The 19,888-nt window shown below is 63.8% G+C and carries 16 protein-coding genes and 1 pseudogene; 9 read left to right on the top strand and 8 right to left on the bottom strand.

Annotation, left to right across the window (positions count from 1 at the left end; genetic code table 11):
- The first annotated feature begins 73 nt into the window (after positions 1–73).
- The gene (locus FLQ03_RS14120) at positions 74–589 is read left to right on the top strand and encodes an RDD family protein (RefSeq protein ID WP_144370816.1); all 516 of its coding nucleotides are present in this window, start codon (positions 74–76) and stop codon (positions 587–589) included.
- Positions 590–682: 93 nt separating this feature from the next.
- Here FLQ03_RS14120 and FLQ03_RS14115 read toward each other — a convergent pair whose 3' ends face one another.
- The 3 genes from FLQ03_RS14115 to FLQ03_RS14105 form a co-directional block, all read right to left on the bottom strand.
- The gene (locus tag FLQ03_RS14115) at positions 683–1,324 is read right to left on the bottom strand and encodes a lytic transglycosylase domain-containing protein (RefSeq protein WP_144370815.1); all 642 of its coding nucleotides are present in this window, start codon (positions 1,322–1,324) and stop codon (positions 683–685) included.
- Between the two features lie 8 nt (positions 1,325–1,332).
- The gene (locus FLQ03_RS14110) at positions 1,333–3,039 is read right to left on the bottom strand and encodes a proline--tRNA ligase (RefSeq protein ID WP_144370814.1); all 1,707 of its coding nucleotides are present in this window, start codon (positions 3,037–3,039) and stop codon (positions 1,333–1,335) included.
- Between the two features lie 110 nt (positions 3,040–3,149).
- A complete protein-coding gene (locus FLQ03_RS14105; protein ID WP_144370813.1) occupies positions 3,150–5,213 on the bottom strand; it encodes a KAP family P-loop NTPase fold protein in 2,064 nt (687 codons plus the stop codon).
- Positions 5,214–5,805: 592 nt separating this feature from the next.
- On the opposite strand from FLQ03_RS14105, the gene FLQ03_RS14100 reads away from it, so the two are divergent.
- The 7 genes from FLQ03_RS14100 to nagK all read left to right on the top strand — a co-directional run bounded on the left by FLQ03_RS14100 (position 5,806) and on the right by nagK (position 13,791).
- A complete protein-coding gene (locus FLQ03_RS14100; protein WP_144370812.1) occupies positions 5,806–7,059 on the top strand; it encodes an ABC transporter substrate-binding protein in 1,254 nt (417 codons plus the stop codon).
- A 138-nt stretch (positions 7,060–7,197) separates the two neighbouring features.
- On the top strand, positions 7,198–8,067 hold the full coding sequence (locus FLQ03_RS14095) for a carbohydrate ABC transporter permease (RefSeq protein WP_144370811.1): 870 nt from the start codon (positions 7,198–7,200) through the stop codon (positions 8,065–8,067).
- 8 nt (positions 8,068–8,075) lie between these two features.
- Positions 8,076–8,942, top strand: a complete 867-nt coding sequence (locus tag FLQ03_RS14090; protein ID WP_144370810.1) for a carbohydrate ABC transporter permease — start codon at positions 8,076–8,078, stop codon at positions 8,940–8,942.
- Complete coding sequence (nagZ, locus tag FLQ03_RS14085; protein WP_144370809.1) at positions 8,939–10,423, top strand: beta-N-acetylhexosaminidase; 1,485 nt, start codon at positions 8,939–8,941, stop codon at positions 10,421–10,423. The genes FLQ03_RS14090 and nagZ overlap by 4 nt, the downstream gene beginning before the upstream one ends.
- 20 nt (positions 10,424–10,443) lie before the next feature.
- Complete coding sequence (locus FLQ03_RS14080) at positions 10,444–11,523, top strand: ABC transporter ATP-binding protein (RefSeq protein ID WP_144370808.1); 1,080 nt, start codon at positions 10,444–10,446, stop codon at positions 11,521–11,523.
- Between the two features lie 123 nt (positions 11,524–11,646).
- Positions 11,647–12,675 carry a porin gene (locus tag FLQ03_RS14075; RefSeq protein WP_170252426.1) on the top strand — a complete coding sequence of 343 codons (1,029 nt, stop codon included), beginning with the start codon at positions 11,647–11,649 and terminating at the stop codon, positions 12,673–12,675.
- A gap of 189 nt (positions 12,676–12,864) precedes the next feature.
- Positions 12,865–13,791 carry an N-acetylglucosamine kinase gene (gene nagK, locus FLQ03_RS14070; protein ID WP_144370806.1) on the top strand — a complete coding sequence of 309 codons (927 nt, stop codon included), beginning with the start codon at positions 12,865–12,867 and terminating at the stop codon, positions 13,789–13,791.
- Here the strand turns inward: nagK and FLQ03_RS14065 are convergent.
- Positions 13,778–14,485 carry a substrate-binding periplasmic protein gene (locus tag FLQ03_RS14065; protein WP_170252425.1) on the bottom strand — a complete coding sequence of 236 codons (708 nt, stop codon included), beginning with the start codon at positions 14,483–14,485 and terminating at the stop codon, positions 13,778–13,780. The two genes, nagK and FLQ03_RS14065, sit on opposite strands and share 14 nt — an antisense overlap.
- A 376-nt stretch (positions 14,486–14,861) precedes the next feature.
- Here FLQ03_RS14065 and kup point away from each other — a divergent pair, with 376 nt between their 5' ends.
- Entirely contained in the window at positions 14,862–16,727 is a 1,866-nt protein-coding gene (gene kup / locus FLQ03_RS14060; protein ID WP_144370804.1) for a low affinity potassium transporter Kup, read from the top strand.
- Positions 16,728–16,773: 46 nt separating this feature from the next.
- Here kup and FLQ03_RS14055 read toward each other — a convergent pair whose 3' ends face one another.
- The 4 genes and pseudogenes from FLQ03_RS14055 to FLQ03_RS19470 form a co-directional block, all read right to left on the bottom strand.
- A complete protein-coding gene (locus tag FLQ03_RS14055) occupies positions 16,774–17,664 on the bottom strand; it encodes a DMT family transporter (RefSeq protein WP_144370803.1) in 891 nt (296 codons plus the stop codon).
- A gap of 81 nt (positions 17,665–17,745) precedes the next feature.
- Complete coding sequence (locus tag FLQ03_RS14050; RefSeq protein WP_144370802.1) at positions 17,746–18,657, bottom strand: bestrophin family protein; 912 nt, start codon at positions 18,655–18,657, stop codon at positions 17,746–17,748.
- A gap of 88 nt (positions 18,658–18,745) precedes the next feature.
- Positions 18,746–19,306, bottom strand: coding sequence for a 1,6-anhydro-N-acetylmuramyl-L-alanine amidase AmpD (ampD, locus tag FLQ03_RS19475; RefSeq protein ID WP_240802279.1), 561 nt, complete (start codon positions 19,304–19,306; stop codon positions 18,746–18,748).
- A gap of 39 nt (positions 19,307–19,345) precedes the next feature.
- A pseudogene (locus FLQ03_RS19470) lies at positions 19,346–19,783 on the bottom strand (GNAT family N-acetyltransferase); the annotation flags it as partial.
- Positions 19,784–19,888 lie beyond the last annotated feature (105 nt).

Genomic DNA, 19,888 nt, shown 5'->3' with positions numbered 1-19,888 from the left:
TAGGCGGCACACGGGGGCTTTGGTAAGATGCCTAGTTGGCCGCAAGGCTGTTACCTGCTTTCATCCGTTCACCATGACGCGCACCACCGCTTTCCCCGGCCTGGCCCGACGCCTGGCCAGCCTGCTGTACGAATCGCTGTTGGTTGGCACACTGTGGCTGCTGGCCGCCGCCGCCTTTACCCCCATCCTGGCCCTGGGCGACAACGCACCGCTACTGCAGGGGCTGTACCGTGTGTTTGTGGCCGCCGTGCTGTTCGGCTATTTCGGTTACTGCTGGGTCAAGAGCGGGCAGACGCCGGCGATGAAGCCGTGGCGGCTGACGGTGGCCATGCCCGATGGCCGCCGCCTGAACTGGACGCAGGCCGCGCTGCGCTTTGCGGTGGCGCTGGTGCTGTTTGTCGGCGTGCCGGTGCTGTCTTACCTGGCGTGGCTGCCATCGCTGGGCAACCCCAAGCTGGCGCTGGGCGCCGCGCTGGCGTGGTGGCTGCTGCCGCTGCTGTGGGTGTACATCGATAACGACAAGCAGTTCCTGCACGACCGCCTGGCCGGCACCCGCATCCTGCTGCTGGCCAAGGGCGAAAAGGCCTGAGTGCCCTTACCCGCCACGCATGAAAAAACCGCCCTCGGGCGGTTTTTGTTTTTGCAGTAGCAAAAGCGGCCCACTGCGGCCAACATTTGCCACTCAGCGCCGGGCAGGCTGCCAGGCGGTACGGTTGAGGCCGGCGGGCGGCTGCCATTGCCAGTTGGCCTTCCAGGCGCCCACCACCAGATTGGGGTACTCGGCGCGACCCAGGCTGCCGTTGTAGCGGCCCAACGCACGGAACAGGTTGCCGCGTTCGATATCCAGGTAATGCCGCAAAATGGTGCAGCCGTAACGCAGATTGGTGGTGAGGTCGAACAGGTTGTGGTCTGGCGTGCCGATGCTGCGCACCCAGAACGGCATCACCTGCATCAGGCCGCGCGCGCCCACCGGCGAAATGGCATATTTCTTGAAACCGCTTTCCACCTGGATCAGCCCCAGCACCATCTGCGGGTCCAGCCCGGCGCGGGTGGCCTCGTAATGGATGGCGGTTAGCAGCCGCTCGCGCATCCACTGGTCGGGAATGCGCTTTTGCAGCCGGCGCGACATCTCGGCCAGCCACAGCGGGCCTTCGCGCGGGTCTTCAAACACCAGCCGCGGCGCATTCACGTCGGCAATGCTGCGCGACATGGCGCTGGCCACGTTGGCCGCCAGCGCCTCCTCGCGCTGCGCGCCCGCCCACGCCGGTGCCGCCGCCAGCAGGGCGGCCAGCAACAGCGGCAGGGCAAGTCGCAGCGGGGTCATGGCCGCAATCAGGCCAGCTTGGCCAGCACGAAGTCCAGGATGGCGTCCGGCGCCACCGCAGTGGCTTCGCTATCGCGACGGTGCTGGTACTCCACCTTGCCTTCTTTCAGGCCACGGTCGCCGATGGTGATGCGGTGCGGCGCGCCGATCAGCTCCCAGTCGGCAAACATCGCGCCCGGGCGCTCGCCACGGTCGTCGATGATCACGTCCACGCCCTTGGCCTGCAGGCCGGCGTACAGCGCGTCGGCCGCCGCTTTCACGCCTTCGGAGCGGTCGTAGCCCACCGGGCACACCACCACGGTAAACGGCGCGATGGCGTCCGGCCAGATCATGCCCTTGTCGTCGAAGTTCTGCTCGATGGCGGCGCCCAGGATGCGGCTGACGCCGATACCGTAGCAGCCCATCTCGAAGTGCTTCGGCTTGCCGTCTTCGTCCAGGAAGGTGGCGTCCATGGCCTTGGAGTACTTGGTGCCCAGGTAGAACACGTGGCCCACCTCGATACCGCGCTGGATGGCCAGCACGCCCTTGCCGCACGGCGACGGGTCACCCACCACCACGTTGCGGATGTCGGCCACTTCCGGCTCGGCGCAATCGCGCACGAAGTTGGCACCGGTGTAGTGGTAGTGGTCTTCGTTGGCGCCGATCACGAAGTCGGCCATCTTGGCCACGGTACGGTCGGCTACCACGCGGCCCTTGAAGCCCACCGGGCCCAGCGAGCCCGGGTTGGCGCCAAAGGCGTCCTTGATCAGCGCTGGGCTGGCCATGGTCAACGGCTTCTTGATGCCGGCCACTTTTTCGGCCTTCACTTCGTTCAGCTCGTGGTCGCCACGTACCAGCATCAGCACGGCGTCGCCTTCTTCGCCTTCCACCACCACCGCCTTCACAGTGCGGGTGATGTCCACGTTCAGGAAGCTCACCAGGTCGGCAATGGTCTTCACGCCCGGAGTGTGTACCTTGGCCAGCTCGGCAGCGGGAGCAGCGCGCTCGCCGGCCGGGGCCAGCGCTTCGGCCAGCTCGATGTTGGCCGCGTAATCGCTGTCCGGGCAGTACACGATGGCGTCTTCGCCAGTTTCGGCAATCACCTGGAATTCGTGCGAGCGGTCGCCACCGATGGCGCCGGTATCGGCCGCCACCGCACGGTAAGTCAGGCCCAGACGGTCGAAGATGCGGCAGTAGGCGGCGAACATGTTGTCGTAGCTCTTGCCGGCGTCTTCGGCGGTGCGGTCAAACGAGTACGCGTCCTTCATGGTGAATTCGCGGCCACGCATCACGCCAAAGCGCGGGCGGCGCTCGTCGCGGAACTTGGTCTGGATCTGGTAGAAGTTTTTCGGCAGCGCGCGGTAGCTGCGCAGCTCGGCGCGGGCGATGTCGGTCACCACTTCTTCGGAAGTGGGCTGAATGACGAAGTCGCGGTCGTGGCGGTCTTTAAAGCGCAGCAGCTCGGCGCCCATGCCGTCGAAACGGCCGGTTTCCTGCCACAGGCCGGCCGGCTGCACCACCGGCATCACCAGCTCGATGGCACCCGCGCGGTTCATCTCTTCGCGCACGATGTTTTCCACCTTCTTCAGGCTGCGCAGGCCCATCGGCATCCAGTTGTACACACCGGCGGCAACCTTGCGGATAAAGCCGGCACGCAGCATCAGCTTCTGGCTGACGATGTCCGCGTCGGCGGGGGCTTCTTTCTGGGTAGAGATGAAAAACTGCGAGGCACGCATGAGCGGGTTCCTTGGAAATTCTGCGAAATGGCGTTGATTGTAGCGGGTAGCAGCGGGCGGGGGGAAGGTTGGCCGCAACGGGGCGGCCGGCGACCGCCCCTTGGTGCAGTTTAGACGGTGGCTTTTTGCAGGAAAGCGTCCCAGGGCACCGGGCCACTTTCAGGACGTGGGAGTTGGCGGACCAAGGCAACAAAGGGCGGGCAAGCAGTCAGCCAACAACTCTCTAGCATGGCTCTACTGCCCTGCACTTCAAATATTCTCTGCAATGCGCTGGATGCATCCTCATCAAGACAAGAAGGTAATCGCGCATTCCACAGCTGCTGCTCTTCCTGATCTGTATCACCCATGCCTTTCAGAACAGAAGCGACAACCACTGGGTCTGGCAAAATCAGTAAATCTGCCAATCCATGCATCAGATGATGAGCAATCACTCGCTCCCTGTACACATGCCAGTCTGTATAACTGCTAAAGGTTAGCCACGTAATCAATAACGGAGCACCACCGGCAAGCAATTTTTCGATGAATGCCAAAGGTTGGAATTGTTGAATTTCTGGTAGGTGTCTCGTCAAACTCACATGACGGTAAAGCAACCTTAGCCAATAGCTGGGCTCCATCTGGTGATTGACATGAATTTCCTGCTCCAGGGCCATCGCCACAACCCGTAAATGGCGTTCATAATCAAACTCAGCAAGCTGTCCATGATTCAGAAAGTTTTCAGCCCCATAAAGGAATCGCCCTGATAGATGACCTGGCTGGGCCATGGCAAGCTCAGATACAGATCCTGCCATTAAGTAGCGTCTGATTTTTTCATTGCTAAACTGCTTTTTATCTTGCTGTTGCTGTAAATAGGCACGAACCATATCCAGCAGCACATCAATTTCTACCTGCCAATCATGTGAACCTTGAACAAGATGCACGGTAGTACTCAACCTACTGAGCCTTTGTGCCGACTGATCCCGACAGATATCAGCATTACCGTCCAGTACCCATCCCGTGAAAAATCTGATTGCATCCGCAACTGGCACTTCGGCCCCAATAAGGGCTGGCAATCTTTTCCGCAACCAATCCTTGCGCGCAACATCCCGCTTCTCGGTACCCTCCGCAACGTTCATATACGAATGTGCTTCCAGCATTGCACTTGTCAATTGCAGCCACAGCACATGCTCTTTGATCCTTAGAGCTTCCAGAAACATGAAATCCAGCGGATCCATGCGAATGGTTTCGGGAACAAGGCCAAACGCGCACAGGCTACCCTGCAAGCGCTTTACATCTCTCGGTAGCTTCAAAAAAGCTTGGCTGATGTAGCGGAACGACATTTCAGCTTCAAGCTTCTCTGGCACGACAGCAGACACTGCACCACTGCCAAACAAGGCATTTTTGTTGTAACTCTCCAGTTTCTCTTCGGTCGGCTTCGGCAAGCGGTACGGCAGCTGCACGATTTTCTCCAGATATGCCTCGCCACCTCTTCCGGGATGAATCTCATCGAGCGCCGACGCCACGATGGCGCGGTCGTAGGCGATGACGTAGACGATATTGGGCAGGTCGGCCACCGCCTTGATGACGCGGAACAGCTCGACAATCTCTCTCGCTGGCAAGCGGTCGAGGTCATCGATGAAGACGACGGTTTTAAAGCGTTGCGCTTCCAGCACGTGCTTAGAGCTGGCTTTCAATACTTGGGCCGACCTGGTCTTTTCACCGCCCAACTTCTTCAGAAGTCCTCCAGCCTTTTCGGCCGTCTTACCTGCGGCTATCACGCCAGGATCTGATACTAGTTGAGCCGCTTTACCCCCTCCATCCAGTAGGCCGGCAAGCCCGCGCATGAACTTGCGGGCGGGTGCCGTCCAGCGACCGGAGCGGTCGATCTGCCCCAATAGCTCATCAAAGAAATGCCGCAGCAACTGGTCCGAGCCTTCAAACCACCACGGGTTGAAATCGACGATGGTTGGCCGCGTATCGTCAGTAGGAAAGGCGTCTTTCAGCAGGTTAATGAAGCTGGACTTGCCCTCGCCCCATTCGCCTTCGATGCCGATGACAAAGCTGGCTTTGTTCGGAATCTGTTTCAGGATCAGATCAGCCAACCTGTCAGCGTGCGGCTGGAAGCCCAGCAGGTCCTCTTCGGCTTTGGCTGGCGCGTCAGTTAGTAGCTTGGGCAAATCAGTAGCAGTATCGGTCATGGCGTTTTACCTATCGGGCAGGCGCCCAGTATGCCATGGGCGTGATCTCTACTCTCGCCTGCCCACGCTAGCCGTGCGGCCAACCTTTGCCCGTCAGCCAGCCTGCTGGCCATACCAGTGCAACACCAGCTGGCATACCAATACAGACCAGTACTGACGGGCATTTCCTGCTTTTTCTTTCGCAGCGCAGCACAAGCTGAGCACGTGTTAGCCATTCGCCTTTATGGCATATACGTGCGCAAAAATACTGAAAAAACGCCAGAATAATGCTTGAAAATCGGAAACGGCAAAATAATAACGCCCGTTACTAAAATGCTGATTTTTAGCAGTTTGGTATCGATTCCAATAAGCTTCTGTTGCATTTTTGATGTAGTCGCACTGCAACATTGGCAAAAGGTTTCACATTGGTATTGCTCTGGTATTTCGCTGGTATTAGATTGGCTTCGCCGCGGTCACAAGGCATTACAACAACCCGCCAACGCCACGGCCAAACACGGAAAGCGTGTGCTGCCAACCGGTAGCACACAGGCGCAAGCCGGCCCTGCCGCGGCCGCCCACGCCAGCACAACACAACCTACGCGAGAGTCCCAGCATGAAACTGAAATCTATCGCCAGCGCCACGCTGCTGGCCGTTGGCCTGACTGCCTCTTTTGGTGCCTTTGCCGCCGACAAGCCGGTGATCGAAGTGTGGACCATGAGCCTGTCGCCCAAATTTGACGGCTACTTCAAGGACCTGGTGAGCAAGTACAACGCGCAGAACCCGGGCGTGGAAGTGAAGTGGACCGATTACCCGTGGGACGTGATCCAGGCCAAGTTCACCGCCGCCGTGGGCGCGGGCAAACCGCCGGCACTGGTGAACCTGAACGTGCCTTGGGCGTACGACTACAAGCAGGACGGCCTGATCCAGCCGGTAGACGCCATCATCAACAAGTCGCAGTTCGTGAAAGGCGCGCTGGCTGACGTGACCTTCGAAGGCAAGACCTACGCCTTCCCGCACTACAACGGCGCCAACGTGATTGCCTACAACAAGGACCTGTTCGCCCGCGCCGGCCTGAAAGCCGCGCCGAAGACGTTTGACGAGCAGCTGTCGTTCTCCAAAGCCATCAAGGCCAAAACCGGCGTGGCCGGCTTTGCACCCACCCTGGGCCCCACCAAGATCGAAGGCTTCCTGATCCAGAACGGCCTGGACGTGGTGAAAGGCGGCAAGGCGGTATTCAACAGCCCGGCGCACGTGGCGATGATGAAAAAGCTGGCCGACGCCTACAAAGCCGGCGCGCTGCTGAAAGACAACCTGTTCGCCCAGGACAACTTCCAGGTGCAGATGCAGGCCTACAACGCCGGCAAGATGGCGATGCTGGTTTCCACCCCCACCTCGCTGACCCGCATCCGTGACGAAGCGCCGGTGCTGTACAAGTCCACCGCCGTGGCGGCTGCCCCGGTGGGCCCGACCGGCATTGCCTCCGGCGGCTGGATGTTCAACTTCGCGGTAGCGAAGAACGTGGACAAGGCGCTGCTGCCGGAAGTGGGCAAGTTTGCCAACTACCTGACCAACGACGCCAACCAGCTGGCGTTCTCCAAACTGGCCGGCACCCTGCCGACCAGCGGCAAAGCGGCCAAAGACCCGCACTTCCAGACCGTAGCGGCCCCAGGCGGCGCGGTGGAACAGGCGGTAGCGGTGGCTGCGTCCAGCCTGGATAGCACCCGCACCATCTTCCTGTCCGGCGTGAAGGACCCGGAAGTGCTGTCCAACAAGCTGGCCGCAGCTGTCGAGCAAGCCGTTACCGGCCGCAAGGACCCGAAAGCCGCGCTGGACGAAGCCGCAGCCTTCTGGAACAGCAAGCTGTAATGCCCGTGTGACCGTCGGGCTGCTACCCCGGTAGCAGCACCACGCCCCCGCCCTGCCTGTGCCCTGGCGCAGGCAGGGGTGGCCAGGCTTTGCCTGCGGCCAACGGGTATCGGATCAAGTTTGCAAAGTGCGGTGAGTATGAGTGCTTCCAAGAAAAACACACTGCAGGCCTGGCTGTTCCTGGCGCCAGCGCTGCTGTTGTTGATGGCGTTTTCTTTCTGGCCGGTGGGCTTCGGTTCCTACCTGGCGTTTACCCAATACAACCTGATCGACGCCCCGGTGTGGGTCGGTCTGGATAACTTCCGCGAGCTGTTCGCCGACGAGCTGTTCATCGCGTCGCTGAAGAACTCGGCGCTGTACCTGCTGGTGGTGCCTGCCATCCAGGTGCTGGCCATCCTGCTGGCGGTGCTGGTGAACAACCAGCTGCCGGGCATCAAGCTGTTCCGCGCCGCCTACTACCTGCCGGTGGTGACCACGGTGTCGGTGATCGGCGTGATCTGGAACTTCATGTACACCGACGACGGCGCGCTGAACGCCATGCTGCGCTGGCTGCACGTGATCAACGAACCGATCGGCTGGCTCAGCGACGACCGCATCGCGCTGTTTGCGGTGATGTTCGTCACCATCTGGCGCGGCCTGGGCTGGTACATGGTGCTGTACCTGGCCGGCCTGCAAAGCGTGCCGCAAGACGTGTACGAAGCGGCGGTACTGGACGGCGCCAACGCCTGGCAGCGCTTCTGGAAGATCACCGTGCCGCTGCTGATGCCCACCATCCTGCTGTGCTCGGTGATGTCGATGCTGGCGGCGGTGAAGTGCTTTGAAGAAGTGCAGATCATGACCAAGGGCGGCCCGATGCAGTCCACCTACACCGCGCTGTTCTACGCCTACGAGTTCGGCATCAAGTCGCTGAACTTCGGCCGCGCGCTGGCGGCCAGCCTGGTGATGTCGGTGTTCTGCGTGGCGCTGGCGTGGCTGAACTTCCGCTACCTGCAACCGCGTTCCAAATGAGGCCCGCCGTGGAAAAGACCCTGACCCTGCCGCTGGCGGCGCACCGTCGCCAGCTCAATGTGGCCAAGCTGGCCAACCGCAGCCTGCACTACCTGGTGCTGGTGCTGCTGGCGGTGATTACCGTGTACCCGTTCTGGTGGACGCTGGTGACCGCGCTGTCCACCAGCGGCGACGTGTTTACCTACCCGCCGCGCATGTGGCCGGAAAACCCGGGCCTGGACAACTTCATCGAGGTGTTCAACACCATCGACGTACTGGCCTTCTACAAGAACTCCATCATCATCTCGGCGCTGACCGTGGCCGGCACGCTGATCGTGTGCAGCATGGCGGCCTACCCGCTGGCGCGCATGCAGTTTCCGGGCCGCAATATCGTGTTCGGCGCCATCCTGGCCACCATGATCCTGCCGTCGGAGGTGAACTTCCTGGTGAACTTCATCACCGTGTCCAAGCTGGGCATGGGCGATACCTACAGCGGCGTGGTGCTGCCCGGTCTGGCCGGCGCGGTGGGCATCTTCCTGATGAAGCAGGCTTTCGAGGCGGTACCGAACGACCTGGTAGACGCCGCTCGCGTGGACGGCGCCACCGAATGGCAGATCTTCTGGCACATCATGCTGCCGCTGGCGCGCCCGGCGCTGGCAGCGCTCACCATCCTCACCATGGTGGCGGCGTGGAACCAGTACATCTGGCCGTCCATCGTGATGGCCAGCCCGGACAAGTTCCCGCTGTCGGTGGGCGTGCTGTACCTGTCCGGCGCCTTCAGTTTCAAGATTCGCGTGGTGGCCGCCGGCGCGGTGCTGACCGTGCTGCCCATCCTGATCGTCTTCCTGTTTACCCAGCGCTACTTCCTGCGCGGCTTTGACGGAGCTGTGAAATGAGCCAAGACCTGCGCCGCCTCGCCGGCCGTGCCCTGATGGTGGATGTGCCCGGCACCACGCTGGACGCCGACGACCAAGCCTTCCTGCGCGACAACCATATCCGCGCCATCTGCCTGTTCCGCCGCAACGTGCAGGACGCGGCCCAGACCCGTGCGCTGGTAGAGCAGCTGCGCGCCGCCTGTGGCGACGACGTGCTGATCGGCATCGATCAGGAAGGCGGCGCCGTGATGCGCACGCTGTTCCTGCCGCAAGCGCCGTCGGCCATGGCGCTGGGCGCGGTGGGCGACGAGGCGCTGGCGCGCAACGTGGGCGCTGCGCTGGCGCGCGGCCTGGCGTCGCTTGGCATCAACCTCAACTACGGCCCGGTGCTGGACCTGAACAACAACCCGCAAAACCCGGTGATCGGCGAGCGCAGCTTTGGCGAGCACCCGGAAAGCGCGGTGAGGTTGGCCGCCGCCTGGATGCAGGGCCACCAGCAGGAAAACATCGCCTGCTGCGTCAAGCACTTCCCCGGCCACGGCGACACCCATACCGACTCGCATCTCGACCTGCCGGTGGTGGACAAACCGCGCGCCGCGCTGGACGACTACGAGCTGGCGCCGTTCCGCGCCCTGCTGCCGCACAGCGCGTCGCTGATGAGCGCGCACATCCTGTTTCCGCAGCTGGACGAAGCGTGGCCGGCCACGCTGTCGCCGGCCATCCTCGGCACCCTGCTGCGCCAGCAATGGGGCTACCAGGGCGTGGCCATCACCGACGGCATGAACATGAAAGCCATCCGCGAGCGCTGGGGCCAGGCCGCCGGTACGGCACAGGCGCTGCGCGCCGGCGCCGACCTGTCGCTGGTGCTGCAGTTCCGCGACGAAATGCTCGCCAGCCGCCAGGCGCTGGAAGACGCCGTCCGCGACGGCAGCCTGGGCAGCGCACGGCTGGCCGAGGCCGAGCAGCGCGTCAACGCCCTGGTGGCCCGTCACCCCAGCCGCACCCGCGACTACCCCGCCAGCCAACGCGCGGCCGACGAGGCGCTGTTTGCCGACGCCTGGCGCCGCGCCCTCACCGCCCATGGCCAGCCGTTGCGGCCAACCTCGCGCCAGCTGCGCCTGGTGGTGCAACAACAGGCGCCGTCCGACGGCGTATCGGAAGCCGGCCTGTCGGCCGAACGGCTGATCGCCGTGCTGGGTGAAGCCTTCGAGCTGGACGTGGTCACCTTTGCCCGCCGCGAGGCGCTGGACTGGGCGACGCTGCCACAGGATGGCCGCTACACCGTACTGGCCTCCACCACCCGCGAACGCTACGGCGCGCGCGAGGCCGCCAGCTGGCAGCCCGACCTGCACCTGGCGCTGTGGAACCCCTACGCCGCCGCCGACCTGAACGCCCCGGCATTGCTGACCTACGGCTTTGCCGACGCCGCCCTGCACGCCGTCAGCGACTGGCTGCAAGGCACCCTGGACGCCCATGGCCGCATGCCGGCCCGACTGGCCTGAGCCGTCGCAAGGAAAGAAACATGGCTGAACTGAAACTGAAGCAAATCAAGAAAACCTACGACGAAGGCCCCACCGTGATCCACGGCGTGGACCTGGACATCCGCGATGGCGAATTCATGGTGTTTGTCGGCCCGTCCGGCTGTGGCAAGTCCACCATGATGCGCATGATCGCCGGGCTGGAAGACATCAGCGCCGGCGAAGTGTGGATCGGCGACACGCTGGCCAACGACGTGCCGCCCGCCCGCCGCGGCGTGGCGATGGTGTTCCAGAGCTACGCGCTGTACCCGCACATGACCGTGCGCGAGAACATGGCCTTCGGCCTGAAGCTGGCCGGCAAGAGCAAGCAGGAGATTCACGACGCCGTTACCCGCGCGTCCGACATCCTGCAAATCGGCCACCTGCTGGAACGCAAACCCAAGGCGCTGTCCGGCGGCCAGCGCCAGCGCGTGGCCATCGGCCGCGCCATCGTACGCAAGCCGGACGTGTTCCTGTTCGACGAACCGCTGTCCAACCTGGACGCCGCGCTGCGCGTGCAGATGCGCATCGAGCTGACCCGCCTGCACCAGGACCTGGGCAGCACCATGATCTACGTCACCCACGACCAGGTAGAGGCGATGACCATGGGCGACCGCATCGCCGTGTTCAACGCCGGCCGCATCGAACAAGTGGGCACCCCGCTGGAGCTGTACCAGCACCCGGCCAACCTGTTCGTGGCCGGTTTCTTGGGCAGCCCGAAAATGAACTTCCTGCCGGTCAGCGCAGCCACCTTCGGCAACTGCACCAGCCTGCGCCTGGCCGACGGCGAGCTGATCACGCTGGACGGCTACCGCGCCGAAGGCGAGCTGACGCTGGGCATTCGCGCCGAGCACCTGCGCCTGGCCGACGCCGGCCTGCCGGTGACGGTAGACCTGGTGGAACACCTGGGCGACGTGCAGATCGTGTACGTGCGCTGTGGTGGCAGCCAGGACAGCCTGGCGGTGAAGCTGGCCGGCGACCAGCGCGCCCCGGCACCGGGCCAGCGCACCTTCCTGGCGTTCGAGACCGCGCACTGCCACCTGTTCGGCAGCGACGGCCAGGCTCTACCCCGCCTTAGCCACTAGTTTTCACGGGCGAAAAACCACGCTCACCAGAGAAGTGCCGTGTCACGCCCTCACAAAATGACATAGGCATAGAGCTGCAACGTCACCACGACACCGTCACCACGACACATGGAGAACACCAACATGCAACGCAAAACCCTGGCCATGATCATTGCCGCCCTGGTTTCCACCCCGGCCTTTGCCGATAGCTGGACCGACATCTTCAAACTGAGCGGCTCGGCCGAGGCCAACTACATCGTCACCGACAACGGCAAAACCACCACCAGCGAGCTGGACCGTGCGCTGCTGCTGAACATTGACGCCAGCAAGGACATCGCCGGCGGCAACAAGCTGGGCGCCCGCATCTCGCAGAAGATCGCCACCGGTGAAACCGTGGAAAACAAGGTAGGCATCGGCAGCCGTGAAGCCTACGTCACCCTGTCCGGCGACTTTGGTACCGTGAAAGCCGGCCGCGCCTTCATCAACAGCTACCTCACCCTGGACTGGCCGTTTGGCCAAGTAGGCTTCTGGCCGGTGGCCGAAGGCGGCGCCGGCAAGGTCACCAGCAAGGTGTACCTGCCGAACACCCTGAGCTACCAGTCGCCGGCCATCGGCAACTTCAGCTTCAGCGCGCAGCACGGCTGGGGCAACGAGAAACACAACAAGGACAGCGTGTACGACCTGGCCGCTACCCTGACCGTGGGCAAAGCCACGCTGTACGCTGGCGTGCTGGGCGGCAAGCCGTCCACCAAGACCAAGGAAACCAAGGCTAACCTGACCACCGGCGTGGTAAGCGAAACCACCACCGTCACCAACGATATCGAAAACAGCCAGCAATACCTGGCCGCTTCGGTAGGCGTGACCGACGACCTGACCCTGCGTGCCATGGTGCAGTCGTACAAGCAGGAAAAAGCCGGCAAGCAAACCAACAAGGGCAGCGAAACCTCGCTGGGCCTGACCTACACCATGGGCAAGGCCGGCTACATCAAGGCCGCCTACATGAACCAGAACAACACCGGCGTGGCTGACGACTACAGCCGCTACGCGGTGCAGTACGGCCGCGATATCGGTGGCGGCGCCGAGTGGTACGCCCGCCTGACCAAAGTGGCCCCGAAAGCCAGCGGTTCGAAAGACACCAACCAGTTCCTGACTGGCGTGTGGATCGGCTTCTAAGCAGCAAGGTGTTTTTGTAGTACCCGGGCGCCAGCCCGGTTTTCAGGGAGGGCAAGGTAGTATCATCGCCTTGCCGACCTCTGGAGAGGTCATGCAGAGCTTGGCCGTTGCCTTCACCGGCAACGGCACTTTTTTGCAGACATCTTGATAAACACCGCAGCCAAGCCTGCCTTCTAGACAGACTTCACCATGCATTACGGATTCGACATCGGCGGTACCAAAGTGGCATTCGGCGCCTTTGACGCCACGCTGCAGTGCGTGCGCCAGCAGCGCTTTCCCACCCCCAACGATTACCCCACCCTGCTGGATGCGCTGTGCCGCTGCATCGGGCAGGCCGATGCCGAGCTGGGCTGCCAGGGCAGCATCGGCCTGGGCATTCCCGGCATCATCGACAGCATCAGCGGCAGCCTGCTGGCGGCCAACGTCCCCGCCGCCAACGGCCGCCGCCTGCAGGAAGACCTGCAAGAACGCCTGGGCCGCCCGGTGTTCATCGATAACGACGCCAACTGCTTTGCGCTGTCCGAGGCAATGGACGCGGCCAACCACGGCGTGGCCTCGGTACTGGGCGTGATCCTGGGCACCGGCGTCGGCGCCGGCATGATCTTCCGCGGCCAGATCCACAACGGCCTGAACCACGTGGCCGGCGAACTGGGCCACATGCGGCTGCCGATCGACGCACTGCAGGCCTTTGGCGGCGACCTGCCGGTGTTTGCCTGCGGTTGCGGCCAACGTGGCTGCATCGACAACTACCTGTCCGGCCGCGGGTTCGAGCAGTTGTTTTTCCACCGTTTCAGCGAACGGCTGGCGGCAGTGGACATCATCCAGCGCTACCGCGAAGGCCACCCGGCTACCGTGGTGTTCGTCGAGCAGTTTTTCGAGCTGATGGCCTGCTGTTTTGCCGGCTACCTGGCCATCCTCGACCCGGCGCTGATCGTGCTGGGTGGCGGCTTGTCCAACTTTGACGAGCTGTACCGCGAGCTGCCCAAACGCTTGCCGCGCTACATGCTGAAGTTCGCCCGCGTGCCGCGTATCGAAAAAGCCCGCCACGGTGACGCCGGCGGCGTACGCGGTGCCGCCTTCCTGCCGCTGAGCGTGGCAGCCGCTAGCGCGGGTTGAGCGGCCGGCACTGTTGCAGCGCCTGTTGCAGCTGCAAGGCAAAGCCCGGCGCCTGCCGCGCCAGATAAGCACGAGACAGGTACAAGCCCAGCGGTTTGTCTTGCGCCAGCGTCGAGCGCACCCGGCTGGCGGCGCCGCGCTGCGCGATCAGACTGTCCATCGCCAGGTTGGCCGCCAGCACCGCATCGGCGCGGCCGGCCAGCAAGACATCCAGCATCTGGTCGTGCTCGGGCGGCGACACCGTTACCTGATAGTGCTGTGTCTGCAGCCAGGCCAGCATATTGGAGCCGGCGTAGGCACCCACACGGGCATGTTCGCGAAAGCCGCTGGCTTGCGGGTCTACCCGGCTGTCACGGCGCAGGTACCAGCGCCACTGCTGCGGCGCCACCGGGCCGAACCACTGCTCTGTGACGTCGCGCTGCGCATTGCGCGATGCCGGGAAGTAGCCGTCGGCCTCGCCGGCCGCCACCCGCTGCTGGGCACGGCGCCAGGCAATGAAGCGGATGCGGCTGCCTAGCCCTAGCCGGGTGAACGCGCACTGCACCACCGCCACGGCCAACCCCTCCTGCCGGCCATCTGCCTGCTGCATCGCATACGGCACCTGCTGCTGCGTCAGCAGGCTGACCGGCAACGCCTGCGCCGCGCCTGCCAGCCACAGCACCAGCCATCCCCATCGTTTGCCGTACCCACGCATGCAAGCCTCCCCGTCTGCGCCATCGCGCACTCGCAGCACCGTGCCGACTATGGCAGTCTTGACCATTAGAGCGTTGCCCTGCGCTTATTCATGCATGCAGGTTATCGAATTTGCATGAATTGCAGATAAGAATTTATAGAAATGCGTAGTAAACCATCGCTTTTCCCCCCGCCCGGGCCCCCTGCAACTGGCAGGAAAACCACATCGGAACACTTTGTGGCAAACCATCTACACGCTATGCATAAAGCAGCACATACCGGGTTGGCCGCATGGTCATTTACCGGGCAGGAGAGTAATCTGCGCGCTCACCTGTGGTTTACCTTTTGCAGCGCAGCAAAACTGTCATGCAAACCCCTCGAACAACAAGACAAACATCATGCAAGCGCATAACAAGCAAGCACTGGCCGGCCTGACCCTGGCGGCCTTGGGCGTGGTTTACGGTGACATCGGCACCAGCCCGCTCTACACCCTGAAAGAATGCTTCAGCCCGCACCTGGGCCTGGCCGCCAACCAGGCCAACGTGCTGGGCATCCTGTCCCTGATCGTGTGGGGGCTGATCCTGGTGGTATCGCTGAAATACCTGTCCTTCGTGCTGCGTGCCGACAACCGTGGTGAAGGCGGCATCCTGACGCTGATGGCGCTGGCGCGCCGTGCGGTGGGCCCCAAGGGCCGCATCCTGGCGGCACTGGGGCTGATGGGCGGCGGCTTTTTCTACGGCGAGGTGGTGATTACGCCGGCCGTGTCGGTGCTGTCGGCGCTGGAAGGCCTGGAGGTGATTACCCCCAGCTTCAAACCGTACGTGCTGCCGATTGCCATCGCGGTGCTGGTGGGGCTGTTTGTCATCCAGAAGCACGGTACTGCCAGCGTGGGCAAGCTGTTCGGCCCGGTGATGATGCTGTGGTTCGGTGCGCTGGCCGCGCTGGGCATTCATGGCATTATCGGTAACCCGGCGGTGCTGGCCGCGCTGAACCCGGCCTGGGGCCTGAACTTCATGCTGGAGCACCGCGGTGTCGGTTTCCTGGCACTGGGTTCGGTGGTGCTGGCACTGACCGGCGCCGAGGCGCTGTACGCCGACATGGGTCACTTCGGCCGCAAACCGATCCGCCTGGCCTGGTTTTTCTATGTGCTGCCGGCGCTGATGCTGAACTACTTCGGCCAGGGCGCCGAAATCCTGGCCGACCCGGCGGCCCGCGCCAACCCCTTCTTCCACCTGGCGCCGCAATGGGCGCTGCTGCCGATGGTGATCCTGTCGACAGCCGCTACCGTTATCGCCTCGCAAGCGGTGATCTCCGGCGTGTTCTCGCTGACCCGCCAGGCTGTACAACTGGGCTTCCTGCCGCGTATGGAAATCACCCACACCTCCGAGAAAGAAATCGGCCAGATCTACATCCCGCTGGTGAACTGGGGGCTGCTGTTTGCCGTGATTGCGGTGGTAGTGATGTTCCAGAGCTCCAGCGCGCTGGCTGGCGCCTACGGCATTGCCGTGACCGGCACCATGGTGATTACTTCCATTCTGGCGTGCACGGTGGCGCTGAAGCAGTGGAAATGGTCGGCGATGCTGGTGGCCCCGCTGCTGGTTGCGCTGCTGGCGGTAGACATTCCGCTGTTTGCGGCCAACGTGGTCAAAATCTTTGCCGGCGGCTGGCTGCCGCTGCTGATCGGCGTACTGGCCTTCATCCTGATGAGCACCTGGAAGCAGGGCCGCTCGCTGCTGATGAGCCGCCTGAACGAAATGGCCATCCCGCTGGATGGTTTTATCGAGAACATGGAAACCTACTCGCCCGACCGCGTGCAGGGTACCGCCGTGTTCCTGACCAACTCCACCCACGGCGTGCCGCACGCGCTGCTGCATAACCTGAAGCACAACAAGGTGCTGCACGAGCGCATCGTGCTGATGACCATCCGTACCGAGGAAGTACCGTTCATCGAAGCCGAGCAGCGCATCGAGATCCAGCAGTTGTCCAACAGCTTCTGGCGCGTGATGGCCTACTACGGCTTCAAGGAAACGCCGAGCGTGCAGGAGGTGCTGGACCTGTGCGAGGCGCAGGGCATGCAGTTCGAGCTGATGGACACCTCGTTCTTCCTGTCGCGCGAGACGCTGATCCAGACCGAACGCGAAGGCTTGGCGCCGTGGCGCGAAAAGCTGTTCGTGTGGATGAGCCGCAACGCGCTGCGCGCCACCGACTTCTTCCAAATCCCGTCCAACCGCGTGGTGGAAATGGGCGCCCAGGTCGAGCTGTAAAGCCGGCTGCGCGTCAGCAAAAAGGTTGGCCGCGGCCAACCTTTTTTCATTTCGGCGCCGGTTGGCGCACCACCAGCCATAGCGCCAGCGCAATCAGCACGCCGCCGGCCAGGTGCGCGCCGCTTAACGCTTCGTGCAGGAACAGCACGCCCCACAGCACACCAAACACCGGAATGACAAAGGTGACGCTCATCGCCTTCAGCGGGCCTTCGTCAGCGATCAGCCGGAAGTACAGCACGTAGGCGGCGGCGGTACACAGCAGGCCCAGCGCCAGCCAGGCCAGCCAGTGGCCGGCGTCCAGTGCGCCGAACGGCAACGGCTGCCACCGCAGACTAAGCAACCACAGCGGCAGCAATACGGCGGTCGCCCCCAGCTGGCTGCCCAGCGCCACCAGCCGGCTGTCCATGCCGCCCTGCTCGCCTATCCAGCGCCGCGTCAAATAGCCGGACAGCGCGTAACAGGTGGTGGCCAGCAGGCACATGCCACCGCCCAGCAACACCGCCGGCGTCAGCGCCACCGGCCCGGTTTGCAGCAGCACGGCCACCCCGGCCAGGCCCAGCAGCAGCCCGCCCAGCCGCGCCGGCGCCAGCCGTTCGCCAAACGCCAGCCCGCCCACCACCACCGCCATCAGCGGCGTGGTGGCGTTGAACATGGCGCTGTAGCCGGCGGGCAAGGCGTGCGCGGCCAACGAATACATCAGGAAAGGGATAGCGGAGCTGATCACGCCCAGCCACAGCGCCGCCCGCCAGCGCGGGCCGCCCGGGATGGCCAGCCGCCACCAGCGCAGCAGCAGCCACAGGCCCAGGCTGGCAAACGCCACCCGGCCGGCGGCCACCGACAAGGCCCCCATCACAGGCGACAGCACGCGCATGAACAGGAAGCTGCTGCCCCAGATGGCAGCCAGCAGGATCAAACGGAGAAGGGAAGGCAGTGCCATGGCAGGCCCCAGTGTGGACGAGACCTCCAGCATGCGGCTTGGCCGCGGGCGCGGCAACCCGATTGTTGCGCCAGCAGGCGCTTAGAACTGGTAAATGCCTTGCCGCGGCGGCGGCTCGACCGGCATCGGCTCGCCCAGCATGTCGCGCACCGACTGCTCGATGCCGTAGCACAGCGCCGACAACGGCAGGTCGTTGCCTTCCTTGCCGAATGGTTCTTCCAGCTCGTCGCCCAGGCTGTCCAGCGCCAGGTAGGTATAGGCGATGAATACGGCAATGATGGGTGTCAGCCAGCCAATGGTGGTGACCAGGCCCAGCGGCAGCAGCAGGCAATAGCCGGTAACGGTACGGTTCAGCAGCACGCGGTAGGTAAACGGAATCGGCGTATTGCGGATGCGTTCACAGCCGCCCACTACCTCGCCCAGCGTGTCCAGGTTGCGGTCTACCGACAGCCACTGCTGTTCGGTGAGGTGGCCGTCGCGCAGCAGCTGGTGATTCTGCGCGTGCAGCCAGGCCAGCAGCCGCGCCGGGATATTGCGGCCGCTGCGCAGCTGTTCAGCCAGCTCGGCCGGCAACAGGCGCACCAGGTGCGGGTGGGTGTCGTCGTCGCGCAGCTGGCCTTTCAGCGCGTAGGTCAGCGCACAGACGGCGTACAGCATCGGCCGCACCTGCGGCGCCGCCACAGGCTGCAGCTTGCCGGTGAGCGAACGGCTGACGATCAGCAGACCGCCCCACAGTTTGCGCGCTTCCCAGAAGCGCTCGTAGCTGGCCGAGTTGCGAAAGCCGAGGAAGATGGCCAGCGACACGCCCATCAGCGTAAAAATGCTGACGTTCAGCGCCGAATCGGCGTGCTGGCTCAGCCACCAGCCATCCAACAGCGCCGACAGCAGCGACAGCGAAAACACGATGGCCAGCCGCGACACAATGCGCGGCAGGACCGAGCCGTGCCAGACAAACAGCAGGCGCAGCCAGTTGTAGCGGGGTAAAACGATCATGGGGAAAACAGCCAGGCGGGATGGGCAGGGCCACCATCATAAGAAGGCCGCCCGCCACTGGCAATGCGGGCCGGCCCGGCCGCCAGCATCAGGCTGCATTTTCCGGCAACGGCCGCCCCAGCGTGGCCGACAACCGTGCCCAGTCGAAGTACGGGCCGGGGTCGGTCTTGCGGCCGGGGGCGATGTGCTCGTGGCCGGTAATGGCCTGCACGCCGCACTGCGCCTGCAGCAGTTGCGCCAGCGCGGCGAGGGTGCGGTACTGGGCGTGGGCGAACGGCTCGAAATCGCAGCCTTCCAGCTCCACCCCCAGCGAAAAATCGTTGCAGCGTTCGCGCCCCTGCCACTGCGAGGCGCCGGCGTGCCAGGCGCGGCGGTGCACCGGCACAAACTGAACCAGGCTACCGTCGCGGCGGATGAAAAAGTGGCAGGACACGCGCAGGTGCGCGATCTCGGCGTAAAACGGGTGCGCGGCGGGGTCCAGCGTATTGGTGAACAGCTCGGCCACGCCGCTGCCACCGTAACGGTACGGCGGCAGGCTGATATTGTGCACCACCAGCAACGGGGTGGCGGCCGGCGCCGGGTAGTCGTCGCAGTTGGGCGACGGCACGTGCTGTGCCTCGTTTACCCAGCCATCGTCGCCCAGGCTCAGCGGTAGCGGGCTGTCGTCGCGCGTCCACGCCAGCCGCAACAGCGGCAGGCCGTCCGGCGCGGCAAAGCGCTTGCTTTCGACAAAGCCGGCTTTCTGGTAGCAACGCACGGCCGCACGGTTGGCCGCCGCCGTCATCACCGTGGCAGCTTGCTCGTGCTGCAACGCCACCGTCAGCAGGCGGCCGGCCCAGCCCTCGCCCAGCCGCTGCGGGTGTACCAGCGTGCGGGCGATATCGGCGCGGCCATCCTTGTAGCGCCCCAGGGTCAGCAAACCGCACAGCGTCCCCGCCTCGTCCCAGGCCGCCAGAATCTGCAGCGGACTGCTGACGATATCGTCCACCGTACGCCACAGCCGTGGCAGACGGTAACCGTCCAGCCAGGCTACCTCCAGCGCGTGGGCAGCGTCGTGCAAGGCCAGCGCGGCGGCCAGGTTGGCCGCATCGTGCGGCAGGGGGGAAACGCGGAACGGCTCAGGCATGGGATACTCCGGCACAGGGGGTGCATCACTTTACCGCATCGCCCGCCCGCCTTGCGAGCCGGCAAAAAGACCGCTGCTTGAGCCATGTCATGTGCAAACGCAGCA

This window comes from Vogesella urethralis (genome assembly GCF_007644045.2).
Classification (GTDB): Bacteria; Pseudomonadota; Gammaproteobacteria; order Burkholderiales; family Chromobacteriaceae; genus Vogesella; species Vogesella urethralis.
Note: the sequence above shows the minus strand (reverse complement) of the source record. Positions and strands in the feature narration are given on the sequence as shown.

Excerpts from the sequence above, each read along its gene's own strand:
- FLQ03_RS14120 (WP_144370816.1), top strand. The coding sequence starts at position 74 with ATGACGCGCACCACCGCTTTCCCCGGCCTGGCCCGACGCCTGGCCAGC.
- FLQ03_RS14115 (WP_144370815.1), bottom strand. The coding sequence starts at position 1,324 with ATGACCCCGCTGCGACTTGCCCTGCCGCTGTTGCTGGCCGCCCTGCTG.
- FLQ03_RS14110 (WP_144370814.1), bottom strand. The coding sequence starts at position 3,039 with ATGCGTGCCTCGCAGTTTTTCATCTCTACCCAGAAAGAAGCCCCCGCC.
- FLQ03_RS14105 (WP_144370813.1), bottom strand. The coding sequence starts at position 5,213 with ATGACCGATACTGCTACTGATTTGCCCAAGCTACTAACTGACGCGCCA.
- FLQ03_RS14100 (WP_144370812.1), top strand. The coding sequence starts at position 5,806 with ATGAAACTGAAATCTATCGCCAGCGCCACGCTGCTGGCCGTTGGCCTG.
- FLQ03_RS14095 (WP_144370811.1), top strand. The coding sequence starts at position 7,198 with ATGAGTGCTTCCAAGAAAAACACACTGCAGGCCTGGCTGTTCCTGGCG.
- nagZ (WP_144370809.1), top strand. The coding sequence starts at position 8,939 with ATGAGCCAAGACCTGCGCCGCCTCGCCGGCCGTGCCCTGATGGTGGAT.
- FLQ03_RS14080 (WP_144370808.1), top strand. The coding sequence starts at position 10,444 with ATGGCTGAACTGAAACTGAAGCAAATCAAGAAAACCTACGACGAAGGC.
- FLQ03_RS14075 (WP_170252426.1), top strand. The coding sequence starts at position 11,647 with ATGCAACGCAAAACCCTGGCCATGATCATTGCCGCCCTGGTTTCCACC.
- nagK (WP_144370806.1), top strand. The coding sequence starts at position 12,865 with ATGCATTACGGATTCGACATCGGCGGTACCAAAGTGGCATTCGGCGCC.
- FLQ03_RS14065 (WP_170252425.1), bottom strand. The coding sequence starts at position 14,485 with ATGCGTGGGTACGGCAAACGATGGGGATGGCTGGTGCTGTGGCTGGCA.
- kup (WP_144370804.1), top strand. The coding sequence starts at position 14,862 with ATGCAAGCGCATAACAAGCAAGCACTGGCCGGCCTGACCCTGGCGGCC.
- FLQ03_RS14055 (WP_144370803.1), bottom strand. The coding sequence starts at position 17,664 with ATGGCACTGCCTTCCCTTCTCCGTTTGATCCTGCTGGCTGCCATCTGG.
- FLQ03_RS14050 (WP_144370802.1), bottom strand. The coding sequence starts at position 18,657 with ATGATCGTTTTACCCCGCTACAACTGGCTGCGCCTGCTGTTTGTCTGG.